The sequence below is a fragment of the uncultured Desulfovibrio sp. genome, from assembly GCF_949282365.1.
In the GTDB taxonomy this organism is placed as follows: Bacteria; Desulfobacterota; Desulfovibrionia; order Desulfovibrionales; family Desulfovibrionaceae; genus Desulfovibrio.
On record NZ_CASDOY010000055.1, the window covers coordinates 1 to 13347 of the forward strand.

Annotated in this window: 10 protein-coding genes; all 10 read left to right on the forward strand. The window is 66.3% G+C overall.

Annotated features, from left to right (window positions below):
• The first annotated feature begins 1022 nt into the window (after positions 1-1022).
• The 10 genes from guaB (at position 1023) to Q1X76_RS08980 (ending at position 12441) form a co-directional block, all read left to right on the forward strand.
• Positions 1023-2480: an IMP dehydrogenase gene (guaB, locus tag Q1X76_RS08935; RefSeq protein ID WP_300719343.1), complete on the forward strand. Its 1458-nt coding sequence runs from the start codon at positions 1023-1025 to the stop codon at positions 2478-2480.
• 146 nt (positions 2481-2626) lie between these two features.
• Positions 2627-4171, forward strand: coding sequence for a glutamine-hydrolyzing GMP synthase (gene guaA, locus Q1X76_RS08940; RefSeq protein ID WP_300719345.1), 1545 nt, complete (start codon positions 2627-2629; stop codon positions 4169-4171).
• 496 nt (positions 4172-4667) lie between these two features.
• Positions 4668-5645: a serine hydrolase gene (locus tag Q1X76_RS08945; protein WP_300719347.1), complete on the forward strand. Its 978-nt coding sequence runs from the start codon at positions 4668-4670 to the stop codon at positions 5643-5645.
• A gap of 484 nt (positions 5646-6129) precedes the next feature.
• Positions 6130-6642, forward strand: a complete 513-nt coding sequence (locus tag Q1X76_RS08950; RefSeq protein ID WP_300719349.1) for a twin-arginine translocase TatA/TatE family subunit — start codon at positions 6130-6132, stop codon at positions 6640-6642.
• Positions 6643-6992: 350 nt separating this feature from the next.
• Complete coding sequence (tatC, locus tag Q1X76_RS08955) at positions 6993-8969, forward strand: twin-arginine translocase subunit TatC (RefSeq protein ID WP_300719351.1); 1977 nt, start codon at positions 6993-6995, stop codon at positions 8967-8969.
• 3 nt (positions 8970-8972) lie between these two features.
• A complete protein-coding gene (locus tag Q1X76_RS08960; protein WP_300719353.1) occupies positions 8973-9575 on the forward strand; it encodes an imidazoleglycerol-phosphate dehydratase in 603 nt (200 codons plus the stop codon).
• The gene (locus Q1X76_RS08965; RefSeq protein ID WP_300719355.1) at positions 9575-10234 is read left to right on the forward strand and encodes a hypothetical protein; all 660 of its coding nucleotides are present in this window, start codon (positions 9575-9577) and stop codon (positions 10232-10234) included. The genes Q1X76_RS08960 and Q1X76_RS08965 overlap by 1 nt, the downstream gene beginning before the upstream one ends.
• Positions 10231-10965, forward strand: a complete 735-nt coding sequence (gene hisA, locus Q1X76_RS08970) for a 1-(5-phosphoribosyl)-5-[(5-phosphoribosylamino)methylideneamino]imidazole-4-carboxamide isomerase (protein ID WP_300719357.1) — start codon at positions 10231-10233, stop codon at positions 10963-10965. Before Q1X76_RS08965 ends, hisA begins: the two co-directional genes overlap by 4 nt.
• A gap of 738 nt (positions 10966-11703) precedes the next feature.
• Entirely contained in the window at positions 11704-12090 is a 387-nt protein-coding gene (locus tag Q1X76_RS08975; protein ID WP_300719359.1) for an SMR family transporter, read from the forward strand.
• Positions 12091-12102: 12 nt separating this feature from the next.
• On the forward strand, positions 12103-12441 hold the full coding sequence (locus Q1X76_RS08980; RefSeq protein WP_300719361.1) for an SMR family transporter: 339 nt from the start codon (positions 12103-12105) through the stop codon (positions 12439-12441).
• Positions 12442-13347 lie beyond the last annotated feature (906 nt).

A 13347-nucleotide genomic window follows, 5' to 3' on the forward strand; every position in this document is an offset into this window, starting at 1 on the left:
GGCAAAAATCCCGGCCGATACGGCCGGAGCAAAAGCTCGTGGTGAAAGCCCGGCAGGCAACCTGCTTGCCCGTCGAACTTGTAAAAATTTTTATACCCCATTTATCGGTTTGTCAATATTTCTTGCGCAAAAATGATAGTCCGGCACGACGCCTTGCGGGGTCATCTGAAAAATATCAAATAATACAATATGATAAGTAGTATTTCCTTGCCCAAAAACATAGAAAAAACTGTAAAATCCCCCCTGAACGGCATAGGCCGCGGACAGGCGCGGCCTCCACCGGGAGGACACAAAGCGTGGCGGCACGCTTTTCAGGCAGCAGGGGGGGGCGCATGCAGCCCCGCAGGGCGCGGAGGCGGACAGTCTGACGCGGCAGGCTGCAGCACACGCCGGTGTGCCGTCTGGAAAGCGCGTATGAAGGATGGAGCCCTTTTGCGGGGATACGGATGGCATACCGGCAGGCCGCCTGGCCGCTCGATCCGCCAAGGAGCCCCGGCGCGGAAGGCGCCGAGGGCCCCGGTGATGCGCCTGCGCCGCCAACAGCCACGGCCGGGTACTGCCGGGCCTTGTCGCGGCTGTTCCTGGCCTATGCAGGCCGGGCGGGCTTGTCGCGGCGGTTTCCGGCCTCCGCAGGCCAGGCGGGCCTTCTGCGGCTGTGCCCGGCTTCTTTATATTGATGATGCGGGCCTGCGGCGGCGGAGTCGGAGCCCCGCCGCTTCTGCCGCCGCTTTTCTTCAGGGCGTGCGCTCCGCGGCGGGCCGGACGCTGGCGACAGCCTCTCGCCGGGACGGCCTGCCTGCGCGGAACGGCGCGCCCTCCACGACAGCCGCCGCCACAGGCTCCGGGGCCCGGCCATGAGGCCCGCGCCCGCAAGATCTCCCCTGCCAGCGCCCTGCATGCGTAAAAAATTTTGCCCTGCGGTAAACGCTGCGGCCCCATTCTTGCATTGACACGGGGCACAGGAATGCATATAATGGTATATTAAATTTTGTTGAACAATTCCAGCACATTACGAGGCAAATATGTTCACCAATCGCGGCAAGGCCCTGACCTTTGACGATATTTTGCTTGTCCCCAGCTTTTCGGAAGTGACGCCCGACGCCGTGGACATCTCCACCTGGCTCACTCCTTCCATAGAATTGCGCATCCCCCTGCTCTCCGCCGCCATGGATACGGTCACCGAATCGGCCATGGCCATCAGCATGGCGCGCATGGGCGGCATCGGCATCATCCACAAGAACATGCCCATCGAACGCCAGCGCCTGGAAGTGGAACGGGTCAAGAAAAGCGAAAGCGGCATGATCCTCGACCCCGTGACTGTTTCCTCCCGCAACTCCGTGCAGGAAGCCCTGGACCTGATGGCGGACTTCCGCGTGTCCGGCCTGCCCGTGGTGGACGACGGCACCCTGGTGGGCATCCTGACCAACCGCGACGTGCGCTTCATCGAAGACGCCTCCGCCATCCGCGTGGGCGAAGTCATGACCAGCAAGAACCTGGTCACCGTGCCCATGGGCACCTCGCTGGCAGAAGCCAAGCAGCATCTGCACGAACACCGCATCGAAAAACTCCTGGTGGTGGACGAGAACAAGCGCCTGCGCGGTCTCATCACCATGAAGGACATCGACAAGGTCCAGAAATACCCCAATGCCTGCAAGGACAGCGCCGGCCGCCTGCGCGTGGGCGCGGCCATCGGCATCGGCCGCGACTGTGACGAGCGCGCCGAGCAGCTCATCCAGGCCGGTGTGGACGTGCTGGTGCTGGACTCCGCCCACGGCCATTCCCTGAACGTGCTCAAGGCCATCCGCAAGGTCAAGACGGCCTACCCCAACTGCCAGCTGGTGGCCGGTAACGTGGCCACCTACGAAGGCGCCCGCGCCGTGCTCGAAGCCGGCGCCGACGCCGTGAAAGTGGGCATCGGCCCCGGCTCCATCTGCACCACCCGCATCGTGGCCGGTGTGGGCGTGCCGCAGGTCACCGCCGTCATGGACGGCAGCCGCGCCGCCCGCGAGATGGACCGCTGCTGCATCGCCGACGGCGGCATCAAGTTCTCCGGCGACATCGTCAAGGCCCTTGTGGTGGGCGCCCATTCGGTGATGATCGGCTCCCTCTTCGCCGGTACCGAGGAAAGCCCGGGCGAGACCATCCTCTACCAGGGCCGCACCTACAAGATCTACCGCGGCATGGGCTCCATCGACGCCATGAAGGACGGCAGCTCCGACCGTTACTTCCAGGAACGCAGCAAGAAGCTGGTGCCCGAAGGCATCGTGGGCCGCGTGCCCTACCGCGGTCATGTGATGGAAGCCATCTACCAGCTCATGGGCGGCCTGCGCTCCGGCATGGGCTATGTGGGCGCCCGCACCCTGGACGACCTGTTCAACAACACCACCTTCTGCGAGATCTCGGCGGCCGGCCTGCGTGAAAGCCACGTCCACGACGTCATCATCACCAAGGAAGCCCCCAACTATCGCGTCGACAATTAGACGCACGCCCGCGGGCGGCCGCTGCAGCGGCCGCCCGTTTTGCTCTGGCGGCCGTCCTTTCCGGCGGCAGCCGGGCCTGTTCATGACATTATATAAAGGACGCCGTCCCTTCCGGGCGGCGTCCGCACACATTGCAAGGAAGACTCATGGCGCACAGCAAGGTCATCATCATCGACTACGGTTCGCAGGTCACCCAGCTCATCGCGCGTCGCGTGCGCGAAGCCGGCGTGTATTCCGAAATCCATGCCTGCAACGTCACCGCCGCCGAAGTGGCCGCCATGGCCCCCTCGGCCATCATCCTTTCCGGCGGCCCCGCCAGCGTGGGCGAAGCCGACGCCCCCACCCTGGACAAGGGTTTTCTGGAACTGGGCGTACCGGTGCTGGGCATCTGCTACGGCATGCAGCTCCTGGCCCAGAACCTGGGCGGCGAGCTGGCCCAGTCCCTGACCCGCGAATACGGCCCGGCCGACCTGACCCTGACCGCCGCCTGCGCCCTGTGGGACGGCCTGGACGGCGCCGGCACCAGCCGCGTGTGGATGAGCCACGGCGACAAGGTCAAGACGCCCCCGCCCGGCTTCGTCGTCACCGGCAGCACGCCCACCCTCGAAGTGGCCGCCATGGCCGATGAAAGCCGCCGCATCTACGCCGTGCAGTTCCACCCCGAAGTGCACCACAGCGTGGACGGCGACGCCATGCTGCGCAACTTCCTGTTCAAGATCTGCAAGATCGTTCCCGACTGGAGCATGTCCAGCTTCGTGGAACGGGTGGTCAAGGAAATGGCCGACAAGATCGGCGACAAGCATGTGGTCTGCGCCCTTTCCGGCGGCATCGACTCCACCGTGGTGGCCGTGCTGCTGCACAAGGCCATCGGCCACCGCCTGCACTGCATCTTCGTGGACAACGGCCTGCTGCGCCTCAACGAAGGCGAGGAAGTGGTCAGCTACCTGCGCGAACATTTCGACCTGAACCTCAACTTCGTCCAGGCCCAGAAGCGCTTCCTCGACCTGCTCAAGGGCGTGGAAGATCCGGAAAAGAAGCGCAAGATCATCGGCCATACCTTCATCGACATCTTCGACGAAGAAGCCAAGAAGCTGCCCGAAGTGGAATACCTGGCCCAGGGAACCCTCTACCCCGACGTCATCGAATCCGTGTCCCACAAGGGCCCCAGTGCGGTCATCAAGAGCCACCACAACGTGGGCGGCCTGCCCGAGACCATGAAGCTCAAGCTGGTGGAGCCCCTGCGCGAACTGTTCAAGGACGAGGTGCGCAAGGTGGCCGCCGAACTGGGCATGCCCGATTCCATCGTCTGGCGCCATCCCTTCCCCGGTCCCGGTCTGGCCATCCGCGTGCTGGGCGAGATCACCGAGGAACGCCTCAACATCCTGCGCCAGGCCGACAAGATCGTGCAGGAAGAGCTGCGCGAGTCCGGCTGGTACCGCAAGGTCTGGCAGGGCTTTGCCGTGCTGCTGCCGCTCAAGACCGTGGGCGTCATGGGCGACGGCCGCACCTATGAACACGTCATCGCCCTGCGCGTGGTGGACAGCGTGGACGCCATGACCGCCGACTGGGCCCGCCTGCCCGCCGACCTCATCGCCCGCATGTCCGGCCGCATCATCAACGAGGTCAAGGGCGTCAACCGTGTGGTCTACGACGTCTCCTCCAAGCCCCCGAGCACCATCGAGTGGGAATAATGATCCCGGGGCGGCGGTCTTCCCGCCATGCTCCGGCCACAGTGCCTGCGGCGCACTGTGAGACAGCATGAAAAAGAGCTGACCGGCCTTCGGGCCTGTCGGCTCTTTTTGATATGCGCGCGGCAGCATGGCTGCGCCTCCCCTGCCCGGACGGCAAGGGCCCGTCTGCCATCCTCCGCCCCCTGCCTTCCGGCGCCATCCGCCACCCGTTGCCACCCTTGCCATCCGCCGGCCTCCGCTCCTCTGCCCGCCGCCATCTGCCGCCTTACGCCGCTCCGCTCCCTTTGACCATCAGCGCCCGTGCGCAGCCCCACCGTCCCCCCGACCGCTCCCTGTTGCCACACCGACGCGGTCCGCTCCACGAAGGTGGCCATTTTCCGCTTGTCCGGGCCGCAGCCTGCCTCTATGCTCCGAAAAGCCCCTGTGATGAGCCGTCCGCTCCTGCCGTCCATCCCCGGGCACCGCTCCATCACGATCCATCCCCGCGAGTCTGCCCATGCCGCATCTCCCTCCGCTCCTGTCCTGCCTGCTGTCCCTGCTCCTGTTCGTCCCGGCCCTGCCGCTCCGGGCGGCGGAAGGTCTGCCCGCCGTCCCGCAGGCCGCCGTGGATGCCCTGTCGCTGGAACGGGACATCCATCACTTCATGCGCCACAAAAAAGCCCTGGCCGGTGTGGCCCTGCTCACGGAAGACGGTCTTTGCGCCGGTGCCCACATGGACGCGCCCTTCCCCCTGCTCAGTGTCATCAAGTTCCCGCTGGCCGTGGCGGTGCTGGAAAAAATACAACGGGAGCACATCCCGCTGACGGCCATGCTCCCCGTGCGGGCGGAACAACTCCACAGCGGCACCCACAGCCCCCTGCGCGACCAGCGTGGCCGCCGCGACATGGAAGTCAGCCTGCGCGACCTGCTGCGCTACAGCGTCAGCCTCAGTGACAACAATGCCTGCGACGTCCTGCTGGACTTTGTGGGCGGCCCGGCCGTGGTGGAAGCCTGCGCCCGCCGCCTGGGGGCCGCGGACCTGTACATCGGCCATGGCGAGGACTGGATGCACCGGAGCCTCTACCACCAGTATGCCAACTGGGGCACGCCACGGAGCATGGCCCGCATGATGCTGGGCTTTTTCACGGACCCCGCCATCCCGCAGGAACACAGGGAGCTCCTCGCCTCCTTCATGGGACGCGGGCCCGGCATCCCCGGAAAGATCCTCGACGCCCTGCCGGACGGCCTGCACGCCGGGCACAAGACGGGCTCCTCGGACATCAGCGCCCAGGGCCTCAGACCGGCGGACAACGATCTGGCCTTCTTCCGCCTGCCCGACGGCCGTTACGTCGCCCTGGCGGTGTTCCTGCTCAATTCCCTGGAAAGCCCCGACGAGGATCTGCGCATCATCCGGGAGCTGGCACGCCTGTCCATCGACTGGCTGGCGCGGCAGCCCGTACCGCTGCAGGACGGCCACGGCCCGTCCGGCCGTTGATCGCCGCGCAGGGGCAGGCTGGTCCGGCATCCGGGCGTTCAGGCTCGCGCGGGCGTCCCCGTGGAGCGTACCGGCCGCCATGGCGGACAAAAGTCCCGTCAGGCCCGTGCGTCCGGCCTGCCCCCTCAACGGCTCGCGGGCGCGACGCCGGGCTGACGGCGCGGCCCCCTGTCCGGGACAGGTCCCGGCCGGGGCCGGGCAAGGACGGCAGGGCCGGGCATTCCCGCGCAGGCAACAGGACCGGGCGCAGACAGCCCGTACCCGCGAAACCGGCACCGCAGGACGGCTAGGGACGAGCCTCCCCGGACGGCGCGCACGACGCCGACAGACGGGCACGGCGGACCGGCACGGCGAAAGTGCCTGTCTTTTGGAAAACCAATGCGCCCGGGCGGGCCGTGTACTTTACAAGGCCTTCGGCCTCAGGTATTTTTCCGCTTTAGTATTCCCGCGTTCATGACGCACAGGACCCAAAGCAGAGGAAGATATGTTCGGTATCGGCAGTACGGAATTTCTGGTTATCCTTCTTGTGGCCCTCGTGGTGCTGGGGCCCAAGAGTCTGGCAAGCGTCTCCCGCACCCTCGGCAAAGCCATGGGGGAATTTCGCCGTGTCTCCACCGATTTCCAGCGCACGCTGAATGCGGAAGTGGAGCAGGAGGAACACAACAAGCGCAAACAGGAAGCGGAAAAGGAATTTTTCAGCCCTGAAGCCCGCGCCGAACACGCGGCCAGGACCGCCGCCCAGGCGCAACCTGCCGCCCAGCCCGCGGCCCCCCAGGCCCAGGCCGCTCCTGCCACCGCTCCGGCTGCCGCGACGGAGACCGCGGCCCGTCCCGCCGTGCAGGCCGAAGTCGTCCCGCCTGCCGCGCCCACGCCTCCGACCCCTCCGGCGGACAGCCCTCTGGCCCAGGCCCTGGCCAAGGCCCGGGCGGAAGCCGGCGGGAACGGCGCTCCGACCGCACAGACCGAGACCACCCCTGCCAGCGGAGCCAAAGCATGAGCATCACTCAGGACAAGCAGGAGCTGACCGTCACGGTCGCAGCCCCTGGACAGGCACAGGACCGGACCGGGGCGGCCGCTTCGCAGGAGGCCCGCGGGAACGGGGATCTCCCCGGGACGGACGCGCAGACGGGACCGCTTCCTGCCATGACGGCTCCCGGGGCTCCGGCCCCGCAGACAGCCGGAGAAGCGGACACGGCTGCGGTACCTGCGGAAGGCCCGAAGCCCGCCGCAGAGGATGCCGCCAGTACGGAAGACGCACCCCGGGACCGGACGCCGGCCGCCGCCGGCGCGGAGACGGCCTCGACCGCCCTCCCGGATGCAGGTGATACGGCGCTCACGTCCGCTGCCGTGGCCCCGGACGCGGCTCCGGCTGCCGGCAGCCCTGCCGCGCCCGAAAGCAGCCTGACGGAAGGAACCGCGCCCGCGACGGCGGAACTGTCCGCCCCTGCCGACGCGCTGCTGCCTTCCGACGCTCCCCGGGACGACGCCACGGACGTGCCCGCCGCTGCCACGACCCCGCTCCTGGCACAGGACACCGCAGCCCCCGATGCCGTGGCCGCCCCCGTGCCGCAGGCCGGGGATGCCTCCGGCCAGCCGCCCGTCCCGCCCGCCGCGCCGGCCACCGCCAGCGGCGGGACGCCCGATCCGGAAGAAAAGACCATGGGGCTCATGGATCATCTGAACGAGCTGCGTTCGCGGCTGGTGCGCTGCTTCATCGCCGCCGGTGTGGGCTTCGTGCTCTGCTGGACCGTGGTCGAGCCCATCTTCAATTTCATCACGGCCCCCCTGCTCAACGCCCTGCCCGAACACAGCACGGCCATGTACACCACCCTGCCCGAACCCTTCTTCGTGCGCATGTTCGTGGCCTTCATAACCGGCCTGTTCGTGGCCAGTCCCTATATCTTCTACCAGATCTGGGCCTTCATCTCCCCCGGCCTCTATGAAGAGGAAAAACGCGGCCTGCTGCCCATCGCCCTGCTCTCGGCCGTGTTCTTCATCGGCGGCGGGGTGTTCTGCTATCTCATCGTCTTCCCCTACGCCTTCAATTTCTTCCTGGGCTTTTCCTCCGCGCAGATCCAGGCCATGCCACGCATCACGGACTATCTTGATTTCGTCATCAAGCTGCTCCTGGCCTTCGGCCTGATCTTCGAGATGCCTCTCTTCTCCTTCTTCCTCTCCCGCATGGGGGTCATCACCGCCCAGATGATGCGCAAGGCGCGCCGCTACGCCATCCTGTGCATCTTCATCGTGGCCGCCATCCTGACGCCGCCGGACGTGATCTCCCAGCTGCTCATGGCCATGCCCATGCTGCTGCTCTACGAGATCAGCATCCTGGTGGCAGCGGCCTTTGGTCGCAAGAAGAAGGACAGCAAGGAAGAAGACGAAGGCACGCCCGGCGATCCCGCTCCGGCGGCCGCAGCGCCCGGGACCACGGCCGCTGGAGATGCTGGCACGGACGCTGCCGCCGCGGCAGCTGCGACGGCCGCCGCCACGGCCCCGGCCTGGAGCGATGACGACGCCCAGCGCATGCCGCCCGTGGAAGAAGACACCGCCACGGATACGCAGGCCCATGCGCCGGAAACGCAGACGGACGGCGACGCCCCCGATGCCACTGCTTCTGACGCCGGGACCGCCGCCGAAGCCGCCACGGCCCCGGTCTGGAGCGATGACGACGCCCAGCGCGTGCCGCCCGTGGAAGAAAATACCGCCACGGATGCGCAGGCCCATGCGCCGGAAACGCAGACGGACGGCGACGCCCCCGATGCCACAGCTTCTGACGCCGGGACCGCCGCCGAAGCCGCCACGGCCCCGGCCTGGAGCGATGACGACGCCCAGCGCATGCCGCCCGTGGAAGACGACACCGCCACGGATGCGCAGGCCCATGCGCCGGAAGCGCAGACGGACGGCGACGCCCCCGATGCCACAGCTTCTGCCGCCGGGACCGCCGCCGAAGCCGCCACGGCCCCGGCCTGGAGCGATGACGACGCCCAGCGCGTCCCGCCCGTGGAGGAGGACGCCACCACAGATGCGGACGCAGGCGACGCGGCCGGTACTTCCCCCTCTGCGGCACATGACGTCCCGGAAGGCCCTCTCGCTTCCGGGACGGGCGACGACGCCTGCAACGTCCCCGCGGCAGCGGAAGACCACACGGTCACAGCCACCGGATCCCCGGGGCCTGACGGAGACACCGGCGCCGCCCAGACGGAAGACGTACCGCCCGCCTCCGCGGTCCCGGCCAGCGACGGCATGAAGGCGACGGATGCGCCCGCCGCGGCGAACGCCACGCAGGCCTCCGGCGCAATGCCCGAAAAGGACAAGGAATAAGCCATGGACAGCACACTTCCCCGGCGTACGGCCCAACAGGGCCGGCAAAGCGCCGAGACCGACATCAGCCTGAGCCTCACTCTGGACGGCACGGGCAAGACCGACATCCAGACCGGCTTCGGCATGCTGGATCACATGCTGACGCTGACGGCCTTCTGGGCAGGCATGGACCTGCAGCTGCGCTGCCGGGGCGACCTGCATATCGACGCCCACCACAGCGCCGAGGATATCGGCCTTGTGCTGGGGCAGGCCCTGCTGGAAGCCCTGGGCGACCGCGTGGGCATCGCCCGTGTCGGCTATGGCCGCGTGCCCATGGACGAGGCCCTGAGCGACGTCACCGTGGATCTTTCCGGCCGTCCCTGGCTGGAATGGCGCGGCGACGATCTGCTGCCGCCTGTGCTGGCCGGTGAGGAAAAAGACCTCTGGAGGGAGTTCTACAAGGCCTTTGCCAGCAGTGCCCGCTGCAACCTGCATGTGACCATGCACTATGGCAAGAACGGCCATCATCTTCTGGAATCCGTCGCCAAGGGTCTGGGACTGGCGCTGGCCCAGGCTGTCCGGCGTACGGGCAACGTCATCCGCAGCACCAAGGGAGGGCTGGACTGATGAAAAACCGTTTTCTGTTGGCGCTGTGCGCGCTCCTGTCCCTGCTGGTCCTGACGGGCGGCTGCAACCGCAAGCCAGCCAGCACGGCTGACGTACCGCGCCTGCTGTCCCGGCAATACACCATCGCCGTGGCTCCGTTCACCCAGCCCCGCGATACCAGCCAGCTCATCATGGGCCAGATCCCCCAGCCCCAGGGGCTGGCGGCCCGGGACGTGCTGACGGCCCAGGACCGCCAGCTGCGCGATGTGCTGTACACGGCGACCAAACGCTCCTATGACTTCCTGCCCCGCACCCGTCCGCTGCCCGACCTGACGCGCTTCCACACCTCGGAACGCCCCCAGGCCCTGCCCTTGTGGGTGGAATATGCCCGCAAGACCCAGGCCGACATCCTGCTCATCCCGCAGGTCCTCACCTGGCGGGACCGCCAGGGCTCGGCGGCCGGCGTCACCCAGCCCGCCCATGTGCGCCTGGAGTTCTTCCTGCTCAGCATCAAGGAAGGCCACATCATCGACCACTCGGTCTATGATGTGGAACAGCAGGGGCTGACGGAAAACCTGCTCAATGTGGGGGACTTTCTCAAACGCCAGGGCAAGTGGGTCACAGCTGACGAACTGGCCCATGAAGCCATGCTCAAGGCTGTAAAGGATCTGAACTTATGATTATCTTTCCCGCTGTCGATATCCAGAACGGTCAGGCTGTGCGCCTGAAACAGGGACGTGCCCACGAAAGCACCGTGTTCTCCCCCGATCCTGTGGCCGCCGCCGTGGCCTGGCGGGACAAGGGGGCCTCCTGGCTGCATGTGGTCGATCTGGACGGCGCCTTCGACGGCCTGCCCAAGAGCCGGGACATCGTGCGCGATATCTGCCGCGAGCTGGACATCCCCGTGCAGCTGGGCGGCGGCATCCGCGACGAACAGACGGCCCGGGCCTATCTGGAAGCCGGCGTGCAGCGCCTGATCATCGGCACCATGGCCCTGGAGCAGCCCGAGGCCTTCGCGGCCCTCTGCAAGACCTTTCCCGGCCGGATCGGCGTTTCCCTCGATGCCGAGGGCGGACGCCTCAAGACCAAGGGCTGGGTGGCCGATGCCGGCCTGAGCGTGGACGATGTCCTGCCCCGCCTGCAGGAAGACGGCGCCGCCTTCATCATCTATACGGATATCGAGCGCGACGGCATGCAGTGCGGCGTCAACCTGACGGCCCTGCGCCATCTGGCCGAGACCTCCACGGTACCGGTCATCGCCGCCGGTGGCGTGGCCACCCTGGCCGACGTCCAGGCGCTGTACCCGCTCAGCAGGGAAGCCAATCTGCAAGGCGCCATCAGCGGCCGCGCGCTCTATGAAGGGACGCTCGACCTGGTGGAAGCCAATGCCTGGATCGCCGCCCAGGGCTAAAGCGTACAAACAAGACCAGCATCAGGGAGGGAGCCTTGCGCTGCCTCCCTTTTTTCTTGCCCACAGCCTCAGCTTCCTGATGACCACGGCCAGAGTCAGGCAGGGCACGCCCTGCCAGGGTGTGCTGCTACAAATTTTACAATCCATTTCAAATAAAGAGAGGCTATTGCCTGCACATGCCCAAAGAAGGATGCTTGCCGCATGCTCCCGCGCTCATCTGAAAAAGCGCGCCGGGGAAAGTATGGGGGCTTATGGGGAGAGGGAAAAAGACTCTCCGCGGGCAGCGATCCAAAGGGCGGCCCGCAGGGCCGTGCCCGTTGCGACGAAGGAAGCTACGGGCAGCGACAGCAGAGATGGGGGCTTTCCCTCCCCCCAACAAGCTGCAGATAGTGGTTACACAGTCCAAGGGCCCCTGTCCCCGGTTCCCGACGGCCAGAGCTGGCCGGCAGGAGCAGGGCTCGATCATGGCCCTGCCCTTCTCCACACTGCGGACACGACGTCGCGGCCTGCAGCCGCGCTTGCCTCACGCACCTTTCCCGGATATCATAAAAAGATGCGTTCCCCTCTGCCCATCCCTTCCCGGCTTTTCTTTGCCGTCATGGCAGAGCGGCACTGGCGCAGTCATCTGTGATCGTGATGCCCTTTCCGCCAGACCGCTCCGGTCTGGCACGTCCGCTGCAGCTCCGTGGCACCGTTGCGGGGCCCTTTGCGTTCGACTTCCCCTCTGAAAGGTGCATCATGACTTCCGCACGTCCCTATCACTGGCTCTGTCTGCTGGCTGCCATCCTGTTCGAGGTCGGCGGCACGATTATCATGAAACTTTCCCTGGGCTGGAGCTTTGCCCATGCGGCCCTTGCCGGGCTTGTCCTCATGTGGCTCGCCATCGGCCTTTCCTATTATGCGCTGGCCAGGGCGACCACCTGCCTGCCCGTGGGCGTGGCCTTTGCCTTCTGGGAGGCGCTGGGCCTGACCCTGATCACGCTTTCCAGCGTCTTCGTCCTTGACGAGCCTTTCTCCCTGCAACGTCTGGCCGGTCTGCTCTGCGTCCTGGGCGGCGCCCTGCTGGTCCATCACGGCACCGTGCAAGACAACGCGGACCCGGCAAGGCCTGTCGATGCCCGGTAAAGGAGAATCGCCATGGCAACGGGAAATTTGTCCCTTCTCCTCTCCGCAGGGCTGGTGACCGCGGCCGCAGCGCTGGATGTGACCGCCAATCTCCTGCTGGCCCGCTCCGACGGCTTCAAAAAGCGCCTGACCGGCATGGCAGCGCTCGCTCTGGTGGGCCTGGCCTTCTACTGCCTTTCCGTGGCAGTGCGCTACATGGATCTGGCCGTGGCCTATGCCCTGTGGGGCAGCCTCGGCATCCTGGGGACATCGCTCTGCGGCTGGCTTTTTTTGCGCCAGCGCCTCAGGCCCTGTGCCTTTGCGGGCATGGCGCTGCTTATCACCGGCATGATATTGCTGCGGACAAGCTAGACACTGTTTGCTGCCATACCCTTTTTGAACCATGCAGGGGAAAAGCCACCTTTGCCGGTGCCCAAAGGGGTCTCCTCCCCCCTCCCCTCCCCAAACGCGCGTTATTCGCGACACGCACTCCTGGCGGCAGCGGGATGCCGTACACGACAAGGAAAACCTCTATTGAGCGCGCCGGAGGATAAACTCAGTATCCGCCCGTGGTGCACCTCCGTCGCAGTAGCCGCAACGTCTCCATTCCTTAAAGGAGCAGACGTCGCACATGGTGATCAGCGCCGCGTCCATGCAGCCTTGAGCACGATTCGGCCCCCCGCAAACAGCGTAGCAGGGCATGTACATGCAACTTCTACTGCCTGCTCAGAGTCCCTTTCCCATCAATCGAGCGCGCCGATTTGGCGGCGTGCGCCGAAGGCGCTGTGCCGCCCGCCCCGGTGCGCCCTGGTATTTCCGGGGACCCAAGGCGGGGCAGGGGGTGCAGGGGGCCTGGGGGAGCCCATCCCCCGGCCCCCTGCCGCCTCGCCGCGCAGGCGACAGGCCCGGAGGCCGGGCCGAAGCCGCCAGCAGGCGGCAAACCTTCGCCCGGCAAAGGCTGCGCCGGCAACATAAAAGAGAGCTCCCCGGCGTTAGCCAGCTCCCAAACGAAGCTGAAAGGGGCAGCTGAGGGAAAAGCTATTCACATCGCGCTATCTCCGCACGGCAAAAAACAAGAAGAAAGAGAAGCAAGAGAAGAAGGGAACGGGCGTTATCCGAAGCCACAGACACTGTCATGCGGATGCGGGAAAGGCCGGGGAGGGACAGTGCCGGAAAGGGCTCAGGGAAACATCCCTGAACGCAAAAGACCCCCTCGCGCTCTGAGCGGCAAGGGGGTCTGGAAGAATCTTTGGCAGCGGCCTACTTTCCCACATGACG